Genomic DNA, 19220 nt, shown 5'->3' on the forward strand with positions numbered 1-19220 from the left:
ATCTGATTTAAAGTCCTAAAAAATCCGGAAATTTATTCCATATAAAAGTTCCGGATGCTTGGTTTGGATTAATTGTTATACTTCAAATGGTTCTGCATTTTCATTTTGCAGTAAGCGTCGGGTCGGAATATTTTCGACCACGCCATTTTCCCGCACATAGGTCGCCCAGTCTTGTAAAAGCTCTTGCAGTTTTTCCGGATATTGCTCGGCCAAATCGTTGACTTCTCCTTTATCTGTTGCCAGATCATAAAGTTGCCAGCGATTCGGTCCATTCGGTGCAGGAATAAACAAGGCTTTCCAGTCGCCTTTTCGTAATGCTTTCTGACCAAACAGTTCCCAGCCGGTAATATGCTGATCATCATGAATATGATCCTGTTGTTGTTGTAAATAAGGCAGGATGGATTCACCGCGTAAAGGCACCAGTTGACGACCTTTATATTCTGTAACAGGATGCTGAATATTCAGATAATCGAGTAAGGTGGGCAAAATGTCCATCACAGTTAGAAATTCATGGCTGATCTGTTGCTGACGTGCAAACTTTGGATAATGGATAAAAGAAACCGTGCGGATACCACCCTCACTGGTATGTGCTTTATATAGTCGGGACGGTGCGGTGGCGGCTTGTGCCCAGTGTTCGCCATACCAGACATAAGAGTTGGCTCGTCCGATATTGTCCAAGCTATTGTCGTAATACTGCTCAATAATCTGGTTTAGATTGCCACCAAAAACAGGAAGGGCTTCTAATTGTGCACCTTCGGCACCATTGTCTGACAGGAAGATAATAATGGTATTGTCCAGTTCCTGTGTGGATTCAAGATAATTCAGCACCTGACCAATATTCTGATCCATGCGGTCAACCATGCCAGCATAGACTTCCATGGTACGGGCCGATTTTGCCCGTTGTTCATCGTTTAGTTTATCCCAAAAAGGCGTTCTGGCCAGAATCGGATGGGCTGTAACGGTATCATCAACCAGCTGTAATTGTTTTAAGCGTTTTAAACGTTCTGCCCGTAGGGCGACAGGACCTTGATCATATAGGCCTTTATATTTTTCAATATTTTCCTGCGGTGCCTGCAAAGGCCAGTGCGGTGCAGAAAATGGTAGATAGGCAAAGAACGGACGATCTTGTCGTGCCGTATCATCTTGTAAAAACTCCAGTAAACGCGTGGTAAAGTAATCCGAAGAATAGAAACCTTTGGGTAATTCTTCTGCAAACTGGTCGCCTTCGGCATATAAACCACGGGTGGATTTTAATAATTTGGGAATGTTTTCTTCTGGGATATCTGCTTCAAAAAGATAATGATTGGCGGCGCCGGGCAATAAAGCAAAGGAGCGTTCAAAGCCTTTTTTCGCCGGGAAGTGTTCAGGCGTTAAGCCTAAATGCCATTTACCGGAAATCACCGTGTAATAGCCTGCATCATGTAGCAATTCAGGCAGGGCGGCAACCCGTTGATTTAAAACACCTTCATAGCCTTCTTTCCCTTGTAATTCAGGGGTTAAGGCTTCTGCCATTGTTCCCAAACCGGCCAAATGGTGGTCTGTGCCAGACAATAACATGGAGCGTGTCGGTGAGCAGGTTGATGCAGTGTGGAAATTGGTAAAACGTAAGCCTGCCAATGCCAGTTTATCCAGATTTGGGGTTTGAATTTCACCCCCAAAAGCACCAATATCGGAAAAGCCCAAATCGTCTGCAACAATCAGTAAAATATTCGGAGGTGTTTGCGTTGTTGGTTGTGTCATAGCGATAATATTCCATATTCAATAGAGGCTATTAATGTTTTATCAATGAAATGCGGGGTAGGCTAAAATTCAATAGACATTGTTATTATTGATGTTTTAAACGCAATGTTCTGTAAGTCAAATGACAGTTATATGAACAATATTAGATATTAATATCATCGATGATGATATAAAGATTATAGATGAATTAAGGATCTGAGTTTTCCCAGATTTAAAATATGAATCTGATTATATTTGACTTCTGCAATACCCTGTTGTGCTAGCCAGAGTAATTCCTTATTGATACTTTGGCGTGAGGTGTGTAAAAGCTCGGCAAAGTTTTCTTGGGAAAGTTTAATATTTAACGTGGTGTCTTGTTTGTCCTGATAGGAAAAGTATTCCACCAGTAGTAACAGATGACGTGCAAGACGGCCACGTAATGACTGCGTAGACTGATGATAAAAATCATCAAATAATAAGTGGTTACGATTGCAGATCAGTTCCAGTACTGCCAGTGAAACCTGATGATTTTGTTTTAAGATCGAATAAAAAATATGACCGGGAATCGTTGCAATCACGGTGGCATCATGGGCCACATGATCATGGGTTAAATTCAGGCGTGAGATCAGTGGTACAATATTAATCAGGCAACCAGCAGGAATAAAGCGATGCACAATTTGTTTGCCGTCGGCTATATGCCAGGCCAGTTTAATGCTGCCTCTAAGAATCAAAGTTAATTCATTACATGAGGTATTTTTATGAAATATCATCTCATTACTATGATATCGGCTAATTTTTAAATGTTTAAAAATCTCTTGTTGTTGTTCCGGCGTGCATAATTGAATCAATTTATAATTTAATAGGAATTCCTGTGCAGTGTGTTGCAAGCTTTTATTCTGAAATTGAATAGGTGCGGGTAATGTCGTGAATTTTTTTTCGATCTTCGGATAAGCTGATTCCAGATGTGCAGTTTTAAGCATCGTAATTCTCCTGCATTGAAAAAGTGGCGAATCATAATAATATGGCGACCAAATCAAAATATGAGAAAGTTTGATTTGTATGGTTTTATACAGGATCAATATCCGATGAAATAAACTCTCACAGGATAAATGCCAGATAAAATAATTTCCAACAAGAGAATAAGACAAATCGTGAATGATTGACTATAAGACAAATCGAATTGGAATATAAATAAAAAAATGTGATTAATTTATATTAAATACAGCATATTGCTAATAGAATTTAGCCAAAAAAAAGATATATATAGCATTATTTAATCGGTAAGTTGTCTAGTATTTGACAGAATAAAGGGGCCTGCGCTTGCATAATAGAAAAAATGCAACGATGAGTGCCATGAAATGAGTGAAGTTATTGAACCTAAAGTAAGTGATAAGGCCGAACAACAATTAATTATATCGCCTATTTCGGGTCGTATAGGTGCACAAATTAGCGGTGTAAAATTATCCAGTGCATTGGCGGCAGAAACCGTACAGCAAATTTATCAGGCTTTGCTGAAGTATAAGGTGATCTTTTTTAGAAATCAGCAGCATTTAGATGATCAGGAACAGGAAAAATTTGCAGCACTTTTGGGTGAGCCTGTGCGCCATCCTACTGTGCCGACGGTAGAGGGGACGCAATATTTACTGGAGCTAGATTCCCGTTATGGCGGACGTGCCAATTCATGGCATACCGATGTGACCTTTGTCGATGCCTATCCAAAACTGAGTATTTTAAGAGGCGTGACCATTCCAGAATTTGGTGGCGATACCACATGGGCCAATACCGAAACGGCCTATGATGAATTACCCGAGGTCTTAAAAGAACTGGCCAATCATTTAAGGGCGATTCATAGCAATGATTACGATTATGTTGGCTTAAAGCCCGATGTTGATCCTGATGTACTCGCCAAGTATAAAAATATTTTTGCGTCGGTGGTCTATGAAACCGAGCATCCGGTGGTACGGGTTCATCCGGAAACCGGGAAACGTAGTTTATTACTGGGACATTTCTTTAAACGCTTTGTTGGTCTGAATGCCCGTGAGTCTAGCCGTATCTACGATGTTTTACAGGACCGGGTGATTCGTCCGGAAAACACGGTGCGCTGGCGCTGGCAGGCGGGTGACGTTGCCATTTGGGATAACCGTGCAACCCAGCATCTGGCCGTCAATGATTATGGTGATGCACATCGTGTCGTGCGTCGTGTCACACTGGCAGGTGATGTTCCGGTGGGTGTAGATGGCCGCAACAGCATCACTATTTCGCCCAAAGGCTTGTCGGCGGCGGAACTGGAACAGGCCAAGCGCGATGCCGTTTTGGCAGCAAAGTAAAGCATCGTTATCATTCCTAGGCATGGGAAGGATTGATTTTTCTACTGCTTTAGCGCGATATCCATCATCACTGGTTATTCATTTTAATACTTTATTTAGCAGAATATCGTGATTTGTCTACATTGTATTAGGGTGTTTTTCGCTTGATGATGGACGTTTAAATATTTTAAGGAAGTCCAATGGCGAATAGCATAAAAAACAGAAAATATTTTTGGGTCATTCCATTGTTGATTGTCCTGATTATTTTATTTTTGATTTTTAAACCCAAAAATTCATCAGAAAAAACAGTCAATTCAAATCAGCCAGCGAGTCACGTATCGGTGATCCGGATTGCTGTACCGGATTTAAGTTCAAGTGATAGACACAGCAGTGGTACTGCGCTGATCGATAATATTTATTTGAATAAATTGCTGGAAAAAGAGTTTGACAAAGATCAGATCAAAATTGAGTGGCAGTTTTTTAAAGGTGCCGGACCAGTGATTAATGAGGCATTGGCCAATCAACAACTGGATTTTGCCTTTTTAGGCGATCTGGCTGCCATTATTGGCAAGGCTAATCAGATAGATACTCGATTATTAGTGGCAACCGTACGTCAATCCAATGGTTATTTGGCCGTACAGCCTAATCAGGGTTATGACAGTCTGGAAAAATTAAAAGGTAAGCGGATCGCAGTATGGCAAGGTACAGCATCACAATTATCGTTTAATCAGTTTATCCATCAATATGGATTCAATGAAAAAGATTTTCGTATCATCAATCTTGATCCACCTGCGATGAATGCGGCACTGGTCGCCAAGCAAATTGATGCCGGCTGGGGCAGCCTGAGCGTATTGGCATTACAACAAAAAGGGATTGTCGAAATTCCATTATCCTCCAAACAGGGTGATGGTCAGGCAGGTACTACCGAAGCCGGATTGGTCGGACGTAGTGCCTTTATTCAACAATCTCCAGAGCTGACGCAACGTCTGGTCAATATAGTCTTAAAATCGGCACATTGGGTAGCACAGCCAGAGAATCGGGAGGCTGCGATTGAGTTGGTTGCCAATAATGCGAATTATCCCGTTGCCCTGTATGCACTCGGTTTCAAGGATCAGGATTTTAAAGTTGTTCATTCACCACTACTGGATCAGGCCTATATTGATCATTACCGTCAAGGTGTAGACAGTGCACTGAAAGCCCAACTGATTCGACAAACATTCGATGTAGATCAATGGGTAGATCATCAATTTGTGGATCAGGGGATTAAGCAATTGGGATATGAAAATGTCTGGTAGAACAAGCCCACAAAAATGAAAACCAGTGTGTGTAATAAAAATGTGTACTCAACATCTATCCAAGCATTACATCGGATAGATGTTTAAATCGGCAGAATCGCTCCATCATGGCAGGATAAGGGCATGATGGGGAAAAGTTTAAATGAATGAAGGAGTTATCATGTCAAGTTTAACACAATTGTCCTATAGTATTGAGAATGCGCCAAAATGGCATGAATCAGTGCTGCAAGGTGTAGAGCAATTAACAGTCGCTCCGATTGCTGATGCGCCTCTGGGTGCTGTGGTAACAGGTCTTGATGCTAGACAGCCACAAAATGCCCAGACCATTTTAACCCTGAAAAAGGCATTACAGGATCACTTAATTCTGGTGTTTAAACAGCAGAATTTGACGGATGAGCAGCTATTGGCCTTTGCCAGTTATTTTGGTGCAATTTTTAAACCACCGGTTGATATTCCGGTATTAGCAACGCAAAAAACCGACGGTTTGCCACCGGATGTTGTGCCTGTATCCAATGCGGTCGGAAAAGGCGACTATACTGGAAACAATGAGCTGACGCCGCATAGTGATCATCACTGGACGCCACAGCCTTCAAGTGGTTCATTGTTATATGCTCTTGAAATACCGAGTGATGGTGGGGCGACCAGTTGGTATAATACCGTGCAAGCTTATCAAGATCTCGATGAAGAAACCAAACAGGAAATTCGTCAACTCCAGTTGATTACCTATAATCCGTTTTTACGTCACGGGACCGGTGTTTATCCAAAATATCGTTTTTCTAATCAGGAGATTTTAGGCGCCGCATTTCCGCATCCCTTGGTACGTACTCATTCTGAAAGTGGTAAGTTGGGGTTGTATCTGGATACCCATACCGAGGTGGAAGTAGTGGGATATGATGATCAAAAAGGTGCGCAACTGATTGAGCGTTTACGACAACATATTGCACAGCCCAAATATCGCTATGAACATCAGTGGGAAATTGGTGATATTGTATTCTGGGATAATCAGTTGACGTTGCATTCACGCACTGCATTTCCGGCAGAACAACGAAGATTATTAAAAAGAGTAAGTCTGGCAGGCGGACGACCTTTTTAAATCTTTAAAACCATATTAAAAATAGGGTTTATTCATTATGTATAAATGGTGAATAAACCTTTTTTGTAGGGAAGCCTGTATTATTTTAAAACCAATACACCAATCTCAACTTATTTAAGAATATCATTTTTCACTAAAACGCTAATAATATTATGTTTTTGCAATTTTGGTTGCCTACGGCAACCAAAATTGCAAGGGGCTTTGGGGGGCATACGCCCCCAAAGCCCCTCCCTCGCCGAGCCGCCAAAGGCGGTGAGGCGAGCAATATTTGTGTAAAATTAACAATTTTAAATTATTTATTAATCAGTTAATAATGAATTAAAGTTGAGATTGACGTAACCAATATAATGCATGATTAGATTTAGAATAAATACATCTAATATTTTAAAAAAACTATATATCTTTATATTTGATATCTTATGCTGAATAAAGCGCTGAATGTGTCGGTGATTTGACAGCTTTTTAATCATTTTTTTTAAACAATATCATCCAAGCATTTTTTGATTTTTGCCTGCGCGATATGGAGATGAATCTTCAATAGCCAAGGAAATTTTTATGAGGTCGTTGATGGAAAAGATGAAAGCGAAATTTAATTTGGGGAACGCAATACAGCCGAGTCAACTGGCACAATCCATCGCATGGATTCTCTTGGGTTGCACAACATCAACTATGGTGCTGGCACAAGATGAGGTGCAGCAAACACCGCAGAGCGGGATCGTACAACAACCGGTCAATGAAGCAGATGTGGTTAAACTGGACGCTGTGGTGGTGACAACGCGTCGTCGTGAAGAAAAGGCGCAGGATGTGCCTACACCGATTAGTATTTTAAGTGGTCAGACTTTGGAATCCCAACGTTTAAGTCGGGTTGAGGATTTACAACAAGCACTACCTAGCTTGAATGTGGCCTTTCAGAATCCACGCCAATCCAGTGTTGCGATACGTGGTCTGGGCAATAATCCGGCCAGCGATGGATTGGAAGCCAGTGTCGGGGTGTATCTGGATAATGTTTATCTGGGGCGTCCCGGCATGGTGGTATTTGATATTTTGGATGTTGCGCAACTGGAATTATTACGCGGACCACAAGGCACTTTATTTGGTAAAAATACCACTGCGGGTTTACTCAATATCACCTCTAAAGCACCGACATTCTATCCGGACAATACGCTGGAACTTTCTGCTGGGGAAAGAAACTATTTTCAGGCCAAAGGCAGTTTATCGGATGCTTTAACGGAAACCGTTGCCGGACGTTTTTCCTTTTATAAAACCGTACAGGATGGGTTTATTGAAAATGTCGCTCAACCTGATGCGGATAAGTTAAATGATATTGATCGTCAAGGGGTGCGTGGACAGATCTTATGGCAACCCAGTGATAACTTTAATTTACGCTGGATTGCCGATTATCATGAAGAAGATGATCAGCAGGGGATGACAGTCACTTATTCCAGAGGACCGACCTTTACCCACCGCGAGTATGGTGCCAATTATAATCAGTATCTAAGTAATGTTGCCCAGGCTGGCGGTGATACCCAGATTCTGAACTGGAAGGATAAAAAGATTTCAGCGGATGCCAGTCAACGCATGCAGGTTAACCAAGGTGGAACCTCGGCTGAGGCCAACTGGACACTGGATAGCGGTAAAAAGTTAACCTCGATTAGTGCTTATCGGTTCTGGAATTTTACCCCGACTAACAGCGACAACACCACCGCAGATGCCATTCGCAATACCGGTGTTGCGGTTGAAGACAAACAGTATTCACAGGAATTGCGTCTGGCTTCCGCCAGCAATCCAACTTTTGATTGGGTGACAGGTTTATATTATTTCCAGCAAAATCTAACCAATCATTCCTTTACCTATTATGGTGATGCTGCGGATCCTTTGCTGTTTTATCAAAATGAAGTTTTACGACCAGGGGTTGCCAACAATAATGCAAATATTCTAAATAATCGTGAAACCCATACTTATGGCTATGCTGATACCAAAAGCTATGCGGTATTTGGTCAAGGGACATGGCATGCTGCACCAAAACTGGATATTACCGCCGGTGGTCGGATCACTTATGAAGATAAAGAAGCCCGAGTCAATCGTCTTGCACCGATAGGCGGTGTGAATACGAATTATCAGACGGTGCTTAATAATCAGATTGGTGCTTATGATTCAGGAAAATTGACCATCAGTGATACCAGTTATTCCGGATTATTGACTGCAAGTTATAAAATTAATCCCAACAATTTATTCTATGCGACGTATTCGCATGGTGAAAAATCTGGTGGTTTTAATTTAGCCGTAGGCACAGCACCAAGTGTAGGTGCAGATTCACTGAAAGTTGATCCGGAAATCGCAGATAACTATGAAATCGGTTTAAAACAAACCTTGTGGAATAACCGTTTACAACTAAATAGTAATCTATTCTGGGTCGATGTTAAAGATTACCAAACCACAGGCACACAGCAGATTGGTACCAATTATGTCAGTGTGCTGGATAATGCCGGTAAAGTTCGCAGTCGTGGCGCAGAAATAGATGCCACCATTCGTCCGATTCAGGGATTAACGGTGAATGTTAATGGTTCATGGAATGATGCTAAATACACCAAGTATGAAGGCGCACCTGCACCCTCTGCGGTCTCGATCCCGACTGGTGTGGCGTATCAGGATTTAACCGGACAACGAGTGTATGGTGTGCCGGAATGGATAGCCAATGTGAACTTCCGCTATGATTTAAAGCACAAAAATCGCTGGCAGCCTTATATCGCAGGTAGTTATTCATGGCGGGACTGGTCATATGGCAATCTGGATAATGCCAAGGAAAGTATTATTGATGCCTATGGTCTTCTTAATGCCAGTGTTGGGACACGTTATAATATTGGGGAGAATCAACTGGATGTGTCCTTATGGGCAAAAAATCTGACCGATAAAACTTATGTGACCAATGTATTTAACTGGATGAATGGTTCTTCTGGGGCGATTCTGGGACAGCCAAGAACGATTGGTGCGACTTTGAAGTTGAGTTTTTAATCATAAAAGATCAGCCGGAATCTATCATATTTGATTCTGACTGATCCTTGCTTTAGATAAATTTTGTGGTTGTATTCAGGTTATTCCCCTTGGAAATTTCATTGAGTTGATGATAATCCAGAATAGAAATCTGATTGTATTTCACTTCAAGAATACCTTGTTCGGCGAACCAGGACAGTTCTCTGTTAATACTTTGCCGGGTGGTTTGTAATAATTCGGCAAAGTTTTCCTGATTGATTTTAAGGCTAAGGAGAATCTTGTCATGCGTCTGATAGGAGTGATAATCGACCAGAAAAATCAGTTCCTGTGCTAAACGTACTCTTAAGGATTCGGTTGAAGCAAAAAATATTTGTTCGCGATTGAGTTGTGTTCTTATGCAGATGAGTTTCAGCACCATATACAAGGCTTGAGCATTGGTTTTTAAAACATCAAGAAATACACGACCGGAAATATTGGCAAGAATGGTATCGCCTTGTGAGATATGATCGTAGATATGCTGTTGTTCCGCCATAATTGGTACAATATTAATCAACGTACCAGAGGGCATAAAGGTCTGGATATGATATTTGCCATTGGGCATGGTCCAGCCAAGTTTGAGGGTACCATCAACAATAATATTAATGTCTTCACATTGAGCATTTTGTGCATATATTATTTGATTATGATAATATTTTTTAATTTTTACATTAACCAGTAAACGTTGCTTTTCCTGCTCGGAAAGATGCTGGATAAACTGATAATTTTCTAAAATTTGTTTTGCCTGGGCCAAATAGTATGAATTAAGCCGAGCTGATTGCTGTGCTTCTAAGGTCGATGCTGCATTTTTATATTTAAAAATGGGGTTGTTAGGATCCAAGATATCCATACTTAATACCTGAGTTAAAGTATTATTAATCAGTATACAGCGCAAATCCTGCTCTATAAATCATAAAAAAAGATAAAAAAATCTGATAACCGGTTATTTCACTTAAACAGATAAGCATATCTATAGAGATGCATGAAATTGTCTTTTTTCTGACAGATTTTTTTTGAACAAAAGGTAAATTAGGCTACAACAATGATATGTCCAGTTTGATTGGGAGATATTATCTGTTTTTATGATGCATTATTTAGATTGAATATTTAGAAAATTCTTTAGAGGGAAACATGGCGCATTTATCTAATAAGAAATATATTTGGGCACTCCCTATTTTAGTGATTATTTTAATTCTATTTATATTGTTTAAACCCTCCTCTTCAGATACAGTACGGGAAAATATTCAGCCTACAGGAAATAATCAAGTACAAAAGATCAGAATTGCTGTACCTGATTTAAGTTCCAGTGATAAACCAAGTAGTGGTACACCTTTAATCGATAATCTGTATTTAAATCAATTATTACAACAGGAATTTGCTGCGGACAATATTCAGGTGGAATGGCAATTTTTTAAGGGGGCAGGCCCTGTCATTAATGAAGCGCTGGCCAATAAACAGCTGGATTTTGCTTTTCTGGGGGATTTGGCAGCCATTATTGGTAAGGCCAATAATATCGATACCACATTATTGGTAGCGACCGGCCGTAAAGTCAATGGGTATCTGGGTGTATTGCCAAATCATGATTATAGCAGTCTGGAAAAATTAAAAGGCAAACGTATTGCAGTATGGCAGGGTACTGCGCATCAATTGGCCTTTACTCAGTTTATTCATAGCTATGGATACAGTGAAAAAGATTTCCGTATTGTGAATCTTGACCCTGCGGCAACCAATGCAGCATTGGCTGCCAAGCAAATCGATGCAGGCTGGGGCTTGATTCCGATTCTGGCATTAAAGCAGCAGGGATTGGTTGATATTCCGCTCAGCACATTAAGTCGCAGTGATGGACAAGGCACTATACAGTCCGGTTTAATTGCTCGGACCGAATTTATCAAGCAACATCCAGAGATTGTGCAAAAACTGGTGACCGCAGTGGTGAAATCGGCACACTGGGTTTCTGCACCGGAACATCGGGAGCAATCGATTGAACTGGTCACAAAAAATGCGGGTTATCCGATAAAACTCTATAAATTGAATCTGGAAAATCAGGATTTAAAGGAGATCTATTCGCCATTGTTGGATGATTTTTATCTTAGCCATTTCCAATCCGGTGTGAATTCTGCATTAAAAGCACAATTAATCCGGCAAGGTTTTGACGTCAAACAATGGGCCAATCCTTATTTTGTCAATACAGCCATCCAACAATTAAAATATGAACATTACTGGGATAAAAAATAAAGGATGTGAAGCAATAAAAGACATTAAGTAGGGATCAAATAATATTTAAAAGATATTTATGGTGATCCTTATATTACAAAGGTTGCGAATAGCAGCCTTTTATTTTGTTGTGATATATTAATAAATCTGATAAAGAAATATAAATATGACATTAACTTTGTATTTTTTGTGACAGTGTTAAAAAAATATTAATTTAAACTAACAAGAATTAAACAGATTTTAGGTTTTGGAGTTTTTGAAATGTCTTTTTTTAATGCTGGAATTAATCCTGATCGGCATAAATTAAATAGACGCAAGATCAGTCTATTATCACAGAGTATTTTAATTTCTATTTTAGGCGTTGTTGCGCATTCTGCCTATGCAGATGAGGGGCAAGAAGATGTGCAACAGCTTGAAGCGATTACCGTTACTGCCAGTACAACAAAGAAAACGGTTGTCGCTGGGGGGACTTTAGGTGCCCGCAGTGATCTGGAAACACCATTTTCTACCCATACTATAGACAGTAAACAAATTGAAGAGAAACAGGCAAAAAGTCTTGGCAAATTGTTTGAAGAAGAAGCAGGTGTACAAGCCAAAGGCAGTACCTATGGATTACGTCCGGATTTATTGTCTGTACGGGGTCTAACACTGGATTTTGTCAATGGTTATAAGATTGACGGCCATCCGTTTCAAATGGCAAGTGTGGAGTTACCACTGGAGTTATTTGAACAGGTACAGCTATTAAAAGGTGCTACCGGTTTCTTATATGGTATGGGTTCACCGGGCGGTACACTGAATTATATCTCCAAGAAACCAACAGATTCACAAACCTTATCTATCGCTGCTGGCTATTCATCGGACAGTATTTTTAGTCAGCATGTCGATGTCGGTGGACATTTTGGCGAAGATGAACGTTTTGGTTATCGCTTTAATGCCGTTAATGAAAAAGGGGAGGCCTATAATGGCACGGATATTGATCGTAAGGCAGTTTCATTATATCTGGATGCCAAGCTGACACCTTCTTTATATTGGTATGCCAAGGGTTTATATCAACAACGTAATCTGGAGGGAGGGATTACCAGTATAAGCATTGCGAATGCTGGGAGTAATGCTTTTTCGGGAACCCAATTGCCTAAAGCCATCAGTGGACGTAAGGACTTAACAGCATACGATTCCTCTTATTACAATTCGCTTGCGTGGGCGGCATCGACTGGGTTGACCTGGCAAATCAATGATCACTGGAAACTTGATAGTAGCTATTCACATACCCTTAAAAGGATTAATTCACGCGATGAAACCCTGTATTTACGTAATGCACAGGGTGATTATAATGTGTCTCTACGTCAGTTTTATCGTCCAACTTTGCAATATGATTCTGTGCAGTTACGTCTGGAAGGTGATTTTGAAACCGGTTGGTTAAAACATAAAATTGTGGCGGGGCTGGATTATCAGGAACAAAGTCGTGATCTGAATATCGGGAATAGCATTACCGGTGGGCAAAATCATGCTTATCCTGAGACAGGTCCTTATCCAGCAGGGAATCTGTATGATCCATCGCTGGATCTGACTTACGATGGTGATTCACCACGACAATATTTCAGGATTTCAGACTGGACCACCAAATCTGCATATATTAGCGATACTTTAAGTGTCAATGACCAATGGTCATTGCTATTAGGTATACGAAAATTTGATTATAAAAATGACAATTATTATGTTTCAGGCGCAAAACTATCTTCCTATGATCAGAGTCCAATTTCACCAAGTGCTGCATTATTATTTACACCACGTCCGGATACCACATTTTATGCCAGTTATGTCGAGGCATTAGAAGATGGTGGTACGGTAGGAACCACCTATGAAAATCGTGACACACAGCTTGATCCAATTGAAAGTAAACAATATGAGTTGGGTGTAAAAAGTGAATATCAGAATTGGTCACTGGCTTCCGCCTTATTTCGGATAGAAAAGGGTACGGGTTACGCCAATACACAAAATTATTATGTCGGCGATGGTGTAGTACGTTATGACGGTCTGGAAGCAAGTGGCCGTTATCGCCCTATAGATGGCTTAACCTTCAATGGCAGTGCGTCATGGATTGATGCCGAATACACAGAAGCAGCAAGTGAAGTGATCGGAAAGAAACCAACAGCTGTCGCTGGTTTTCAGGGTAGTCTGGGGGTAGAAAAAGAAGTTTTTGCTGTATCTGGATTACGTGTCCACGGCAATATTAATCATGTTGGAAAGCAATATCTCAATAATGCCAATACCATTCAGACCCCATCATTTGAAACAGTTAATCTCGGGGCCAGTTATCGTGTGCCCTTGGGCGAACGACAACTGACTTATCGTGCAGAAATCAATAATTTATTCGATAAAAAATACTGGATTGCATCAAGTAATGCCCTTGCGGTAGGTGCACCTAGAACCTTGAGTTTAAACATTCGTTATGATTTTTAGAGGATATCAACATGCTTAAAAAAGCAGTAACACTTGCTGCCAGTCTATTGGTCAGCGCACAAATGATGGCTGCCCCTACGGTTTATCCAACAGGGGTCACCATTTATGATCCGCAAAAGGCATGGAATCAATATACAGTTTTTAGTGGCTCGGATCAGAAAAGTTATCTGATTGATATGAATGGACAGGTCGTGCAAAGTTGGCCTTATCGTGGTTTTCCGACAGAAGTGATTGATCCGACATTGAATAAAGGTCAAAAAGGGCATGTCTTTGTACAACTTGAAGAACGTAAAGACAAAGATAAGCGAGCGTTTGGGAATGGGGCGAACAATCATTCGGTCGCCGAACTGGACTGGAATGGCAAAATTATCTGGCAATGGGCGGGAGAAAAAGATACAGGCCATGCCCATCAGCATCATGAAATATCGCGCCTAAGTAATGGTAATACGTTGATTCTTGCCAATAAAATTCATGCCATTCCCGGATTTAAACTGCAAGAATTGATTGATGATGCCATTTATGAAGTCGATGCAAAAGGTAAAGTGGTCTGGCGCTGGGTGGCTTCGGAACATTTAAACGAATTTGGTTTTACACCTGAACAGCTGGAATTGGTTCGTAACACAAAGCATGTCGATTATCTGCACTTGAATAATGCACGTACATTGGGTGCAAATAAATGGTTCGATGCTGGCGATGCACGTTTTCATCCAGATAATATTATCATCGATTCGAGACAGGCAAATTTCATTGCTATTATTGAGAAGAAAACTGGTAAAGTGGTCTGGAATCTGGGGCCTAATTATGCATCGGCAGAAAAAGCCAATCCTTTTATACAAGAGGAACAAAAGAATAAGCCAGTCGATCAGTTAAGCGGTTTACATGATGCCAAAATCATTGCAAAGGGCTTACCTGGCGCAGGCAATATTCTGGTTTTTGATAATCAGGGCGGATCGGGTTATCCGGCGGTTTCTTTTGAAATTTCGACAGGTTCTTCTCGCGTGGTTGAGATTGACCCAATTAAAAAGGAAATTGTCTGGGAATATAGACCGGGTAGTAGTTTCTTTAGTGCATTTACCAGTCTGGCAAGACGTTTACCCAATGGCAATACACAAATTACCGAAGGACAAAGTGGTCGGGTATTCCAGATTACCCCAAAAGGAGAAATTGTCTGGGAATATATTAGCCCTTATTTTTCTCAAGCGACAAATGAACGCCCTGCAAACAATAACTTATACCGTGCTACACCTTTACCATATGACTGGGTTCCCCAAGGGACGCCCCGCAGTGAAGTTGCTGTAGTTCCGCCGAAATTGACTGAGTTCAAGATTCCGGCGGTGCAATAGCAGAAGTCATAATAATCTTCAGGCAATCTATCAAATAAATATATTGTCTGTTTGATCATTAAATTGAACGCTGGCTTTGAAATAAGAGTAAGTACAAAACTGAATTCAATAAATCGTTTTTAATGATATTTATATATTTTATTTGAATATAAAATATTTTGGACTCGCTATACTTTATATTCGTTATGTATATAGAAATCATAATAAGTTGGAATATTTGTATATAAGGTGACAGTTTTTGTGTGTGATTTCTTTTAATATAAATTAATAAAACAGGCTTAAATAATATATCAGGTTAATCCTGAAAAATATTATGGTTTAAGTGGCAGGAAAAGCAAGTTTCTATTTTCCATTAAAGAATTTGTATATTCAATATTCTGAATATCCCTTTCCTTAGACTTTCCACAAACAAGCTATTTCACCGAGTTTAATCAGGCAATTTTAGGTCACTGCAAGATATGTCAGAAGCATCTACCGAGAGAAAAACAATATGGTTAAATGATGCTAAACCATCAAGGTTTAGTCAGATTTTAGATCATTCTAATCAAATCGCAATACGCTGGTTAGTACCAGTATTGCTTTTTGTTTTATGGTGGTTTGCCTCAAATCAGCAGTGGATGCCTGCACAAATTTTACCGACGCCTCAAGCGACCTGGCAGACTTTTCTGGACTTGTCGGCTAACGATTTGTGGTGGCAGTTAGGGATTAGTCTAGAGCGTTTTGCTTTTGGCTTATTGCTAGGAGTTCTCGGCGGCGTATCACTTGGGATTTTATTGGGATATAGCCGTACAGCAGAACAATATATTTCAGGCACTTTTTATGCGCTGGTAATTGTTCCCACACTAGCATGGTTGCCTTTATTAATGATCTGGCTGGGTATCGAAAATGCCCTAAAAATCTTTATTATTTTTAAAGCAACGATGGTGCCGATTGCGATTCATACGCAGGCCGGTGTACGGGATATACAGCCAAAACTCAAAGAAATGGCTGCCATTTTACAATTTTCAAAAAAAGATTTGATTTTAAAGTTGTTGTTGCCGGCAACCTTGCCTTATTTTTTTACTGGATTAAGACTGGCAATGGCGGCTGGCTGGACCACGCTGATCGCTGTAGAGTTACTGGCTTCATCAGAAGGTATTGGTTATTTGATGGTGGTGGGACGCCAGTTATTCCAGTTGGATATTGTGTTTGTCACCATTATTTTAATTGGATTGGTCGGGATCTTTTTTGATCTGCTATTGCAATGGCTGGAACGAAAATTTGTATTCTGGCCTCATGCTGCACTTTCTGCCCATGCTGTCGAGAAAAAATCCAGAAGTCATGCCTTTAAGCCGTGGATTATTCCTGCATCATTACTATTACTTTGGTTTGTATCCACTGCTTTTCACTGGATTTCCGCCGACGTGTTACCGACCCCTATTGCAGTATGGCAAGCCTTATCAGTAGGCATCTCTGATGGCTCTCTGGTGACCGCCATGCATCACAGTTTATACCGTGCTTTATTGGGACTGGTGATAGGGGGCAGCATTGGTGTGGTGACTGGAATTTTGCTGGGTTTATTTAAGCCATTAGAAGATTTGTTTGCACCGACCTTAAATACCTTAAGACTAATTGCCATCTTTGCATGGATTCCATTGATCACTGCATGGTTTGGATTGGGTGATTTATCCAAAACCGTGTTTATTTCGATTGCGACCTTTTTTCCCATGTTTATTGCCTCTTGGAAGGGGATGTCGAATGTTCCGAAACAGCTGGAAGAAGCATCAGATATTTTACGTTTAAGTTTACGCCAACGTCTGGAAATTTTAATCCTGCCAAGTATTGCACCATCAGTTTTTGCCGGTTTTCGTCTGGCTTTGCTGTATTCGTGGATGGCGTCCTTTGGTGCCGAATATCTAATGGGATCAGGCATTGGTATCGGAAGCTACATGATGGCAGCACAGCAGCATTTTGAAATGGATCGTGTCATCGCAGCCACAATTCTGGTGGCAGTACTTGGAGCCATTCTGGCTTGGCTTGGAAAAATTACTGAGAACCGTGCCACGGCATGGCGCAAAAATGAAGGATAAAGAGATGAATTCAACTGTCAAAATTCAATCAGATGAAGCCTTAGCTGTCGAACATTTGATACCACGCAAGACTTTGGTGACATTTCAGGATATCCAGAAATATTTTGTGGTCAATCAAAGCCCAGTGAAGGTTATCGAGAATTTTAATCTCGATATTCATGAAGGTGAATTTGTCGCCATTGTCGGTAGTAGCGGTTGTGGCAAATCTACCCTGTTACGTTTGCTGGCCGGACTAGATGCCGACTTTGAAGGGCAGATCACCATTGATGGACAACCGATTCAAGGGATTGGTAATGACCGGGCTGTGGTGTTTCAGGAACATCGTTTATTCCCTTGGCTTACCGTGGAACAGAATATCGAACTGGGGCTGATTAATGAAAAAATAAGTGTTCATGATAAAAATCAACAGATTGCCCAAGCCATTGCATTGATTGGATTAAATGGTTTTGAAAAAGCCTATCCGCATCAGCTTTCCGGTGGCATGTCACAACGGGTTGCGATTGCACGTAGTTTGGTGGCACAGCCACGTATCTTTTTATTGGATGAACCCTTTGGTGCACTGGATGCGTTGACACGTCACCAGATGCAAAATGAGCTATTGCGGATTCAATCACAAGCAAAAATTACCACGCTTTTTATTACGCATGATGTTGAGGAAGCGGTGACACTGGCAGATCGTGTGGTGATTTTAAAGCCAAAACCAGGTCGGATTGAGCAAATCATCGAAGTGAACCTGCCTCGTCCACGTAATCGTTCGAGTTTTGAGTTACATCAGCTCAAGGAACAGGTATTCAACATTTTGACCGAAGACAAGATTGTCTGATTTGGAGCATATGATGAGCGAATTTGGACAAAGTCCATATAAACGGGCATTGCTGTTTGAGCAGTTGGCTCATGGCAGCAGTCATAGTGCTGCATTGGCCATAGATCCTTTTGTAGGGCAGCATGCAAATCATCAGCCACCCCATTCGCAATGGGGCAAAAAGCTGTTGCTTGCAACGGGCGTGGTGGCAGTGTTGCATTTTACGGTTTGGTATGTGGCAAAGCAGTTACCTACACCTGCCCTACCGGAACAGAAGCCTGAGCCAGTGGTGATCGAAATTATCAAACCCGAACCACCCAAAGTGATTGAACCGGAAATTCCACCTGTGGTGGAACAGCCTAAAATCCCGCCGGTTGTTGAGAAACCTCAGCCAGTAAAAAAACAGGTAGAACAACCAAAACCAGTTGATCAACCCAAACCGCAACCGGTACAGAAAGCCACACCACAACCCACACCGCAGCCTGTGGCTCAACCCATCACACAACCGACATTGACGGAAAATGTGCGTCCTGCGCCAACACCAGCACCCACTCCTGCGCCAGCCCCACAGCCCGCCACAGAAAATCTTCCTGTTACAGAAGCTAAGGGTTATGCGGGTTATCTGAGTAACCCTGCGCCAGAATATCCAGAGATTGCACTGGATCGTGGCTGGGAAGGTTCGGTGATATTGCGGGTCAAAGTTTCAGCAAGTGGTAGTCCTTTGGATATCTCGGTCAAACAAGGCAGTGGCAAAAAAGTACTGGATGATGCCGCAGTAAGAACGGTTAAGCGCTGGAAATTTTCGCCTGCGAAGCGTGGTTCCACACCAATCGAAGGTTGGGTCGATGTACCGATTAACTATCAATTACCAAGATAAAGAGATTGAATTGAA

Annotated in this window: 13 protein-coding genes; 10 read left to right on the forward strand and 3 right to left on the reverse strand. The window is 41.2% G+C overall.

Going from position 1 to position 19220, the window contains the following annotated elements; all coding sequences use genetic code 11:
• Positions 1 to 75: 75 nt before the first annotated feature.
• Both CRO21_RS12785 and CRO21_RS12790 read right to left on the reverse strand, forming a co-directional pair.
• Positions 76 to 1740, reverse strand: a complete 1665-nt coding sequence (locus CRO21_RS12785) for a sulfatase-like hydrolase/transferase (protein WP_097079705.1) — start codon at positions 1738 to 1740, stop codon at positions 76 to 78.
• Between the two features lie 176 nt (positions 1741 to 1916).
• Entirely contained in the window at positions 1917 to 2699 is a 783-nt protein-coding gene (locus CRO21_RS12790) for a Crp/Fnr family transcriptional regulator (RefSeq protein WP_097079706.1), read from the reverse strand.
• 378 nt (positions 2700 to 3077) lie between these two features.
• On the opposite strand from CRO21_RS12790, the gene CRO21_RS12795 reads away from it, so the two are divergent.
• The 4 genes from CRO21_RS12795 (at position 3078) to CRO21_RS12810 (ending at position 9425) form a co-directional block, all read left to right on the forward strand.
• Positions 3078 to 4046, forward strand: coding sequence for a TauD/TfdA dioxygenase family protein (locus tag CRO21_RS12795; protein WP_097079707.1), 969 nt, complete (start codon positions 3078 to 3080; stop codon positions 4044 to 4046).
• A 179-nt stretch (positions 4047 to 4225) separates the two neighbouring features.
• A complete protein-coding gene (locus CRO21_RS12800; protein ID WP_097079708.1) occupies positions 4226 to 5320 on the forward strand; it encodes an ABC transporter substrate-binding protein in 1095 nt (364 codons plus the stop codon).
• A gap of 160 nt (positions 5321 to 5480) precedes the next feature.
• A complete protein-coding gene (locus tag CRO21_RS12805) occupies positions 5481 to 6413 on the forward strand; it encodes a TauD/TfdA dioxygenase family protein (RefSeq protein ID WP_097079709.1) in 933 nt (310 codons plus the stop codon).
• Between the two features lie 567 nt (positions 6414 to 6980).
• The gene (locus CRO21_RS12810; protein WP_097079710.1) at positions 6981 to 9425 is read left to right on the forward strand and encodes a TonB-dependent receptor; all 2445 of its coding nucleotides are present in this window, start codon (positions 6981 to 6983) and stop codon (positions 9423 to 9425) included.
• Positions 9426 to 9477: 52 nt separating this feature from the next.
• Here CRO21_RS12810 and CRO21_RS12815 read toward each other — a convergent pair whose 3' ends face one another.
• Positions 9478 to 10290 carry a Crp/Fnr family transcriptional regulator gene (locus tag CRO21_RS12815; protein ID WP_097079711.1) on the reverse strand — a complete coding sequence of 271 codons (813 nt, stop codon included), beginning with the start codon at positions 10288 to 10290 and terminating at the stop codon, positions 9478 to 9480.
• A gap of 281 nt (positions 10291 to 10571) precedes the next feature.
• Between CRO21_RS12815 and CRO21_RS12820 the strand changes: the two genes are divergently transcribed.
• The 6 genes from CRO21_RS12820 (at position 10572) to CRO21_RS12845 (ending at position 19205) form a co-directional block, all read left to right on the forward strand.
• A complete protein-coding gene (locus tag CRO21_RS12820) occupies positions 10572 to 11675 on the forward strand; it encodes an ABC transporter substrate-binding protein (RefSeq protein ID WP_097079712.1) in 1104 nt (367 codons plus the stop codon).
• A gap of 240 nt (positions 11676 to 11915) precedes the next feature.
• Positions 11916 to 14114 (forward strand): TonB-dependent siderophore receptor, encoded by a 2199-nt coding sequence (locus CRO21_RS12825; protein WP_097079713.1) that lies wholly within the window; start codon positions 11916 to 11918, stop codon positions 14112 to 14114.
• An 11-nt stretch (positions 14115 to 14125) separates the two neighbouring features.
• Positions 14126 to 15457 (forward strand): aryl-sulfate sulfotransferase, encoded by a 1332-nt coding sequence (locus CRO21_RS12830; protein WP_097079714.1) that lies wholly within the window; start codon positions 14126 to 14128, stop codon positions 15455 to 15457.
• Between the two features lie 458 nt (positions 15458 to 15915).
• Positions 15916 to 17526, forward strand: a complete 1611-nt coding sequence (locus CRO21_RS12835) for an ABC transporter permease (protein WP_097079715.1) — start codon at positions 15916 to 15918, stop codon at positions 17524 to 17526.
• Positions 17527 to 17530: 4 nt separating this feature from the next.
• Positions 17531 to 18349 carry an ABC transporter ATP-binding protein gene (locus tag CRO21_RS12840; protein WP_097079806.1) on the forward strand — a complete coding sequence of 273 codons (819 nt, stop codon included), beginning with the start codon at positions 17531 to 17533 and terminating at the stop codon, positions 18347 to 18349.
• A 13-nt stretch (positions 18350 to 18362) separates the two neighbouring features.
• Positions 18363 to 19205, forward strand: coding sequence for an energy transducer TonB (locus CRO21_RS12845; protein WP_097079716.1), 843 nt, complete (start codon positions 18363 to 18365; stop codon positions 19203 to 19205).
• Positions 19206 to 19220: the final 15 nt, after the last annotated feature.

It is taken from the genome of Acinetobacter puyangensis (assembly GCF_900096995.1).
GTDB classification, from domain to species: Bacteria; Pseudomonadota; Gammaproteobacteria; order Pseudomonadales; family Moraxellaceae; genus Acinetobacter; species Acinetobacter puyangensis.

Excerpts from the sequence above, each read along its gene's own strand:
- CRO21_RS12800 (WP_097079708.1), top strand. The coding sequence starts at position 4,226 with ATGGCGAATAGCATAAAAAACAGAAAATATTTTTGGGTCATTCCATTG.
- CRO21_RS12805 (WP_097079709.1), top strand. The coding sequence starts at position 5,481 with ATGTCAAGTTTAACACAATTGTCCTATAGTATTGAGAATGCGCCAAAA.
- CRO21_RS12810 (WP_097079710.1), top strand. The coding sequence starts at position 6,981 with ATGGAAAAGATGAAAGCGAAATTTAATTTGGGGAACGCAATACAGCCG.
- CRO21_RS12840 (WP_097079806.1), top strand. The coding sequence starts at position 17,531 with ATGAATTCAACTGTCAAAATTCAATCAGATGAAGCCTTAGCTGTCGAA.
- CRO21_RS12835 (WP_097079715.1), top strand. The coding sequence starts at position 15,916 with ATGTCAGAAGCATCTACCGAGAGAAAAACAATATGGTTAAATGATGCT.
- CRO21_RS12795 (WP_097079707.1), top strand. The coding sequence starts at position 3,078 with ATGAGTGAAGTTATTGAACCTAAAGTAAGTGATAAGGCCGAACAACAA.
- CRO21_RS12830 (WP_097079714.1), top strand. The coding sequence starts at position 14,126 with ATGCTTAAAAAAGCAGTAACACTTGCTGCCAGTCTATTGGTCAGCGCA.
- CRO21_RS12845 (WP_097079716.1), top strand. The coding sequence starts at position 18,363 with ATGAGCGAATTTGGACAAAGTCCATATAAACGGGCATTGCTGTTTGAG.
- CRO21_RS12820 (WP_097079712.1), top strand. The coding sequence starts at position 10,572 with ATGGCGCATTTATCTAATAAGAAATATATTTGGGCACTCCCTATTTTA.
- CRO21_RS12815 (WP_097079711.1), bottom strand. The coding sequence starts at position 10,290 with ATGGATATCTTGGATCCTAACAACCCCATTTTTAAATATAAAAATGCA.
- CRO21_RS12825 (WP_097079713.1), top strand. The coding sequence starts at position 11,916 with ATGTCTTTTTTTAATGCTGGAATTAATCCTGATCGGCATAAATTAAAT.
- CRO21_RS12785 (WP_097079705.1), bottom strand. The coding sequence starts at position 1,740 with ATGACACAACCAACAACGCAAACACCTCCGAATATTTTACTGATTGTT.
- CRO21_RS12790 (WP_097079706.1), bottom strand. The coding sequence starts at position 2,699 with ATGCTTAAAACTGCACATCTGGAATCAGCTTATCCGAAGATCGAAAAA.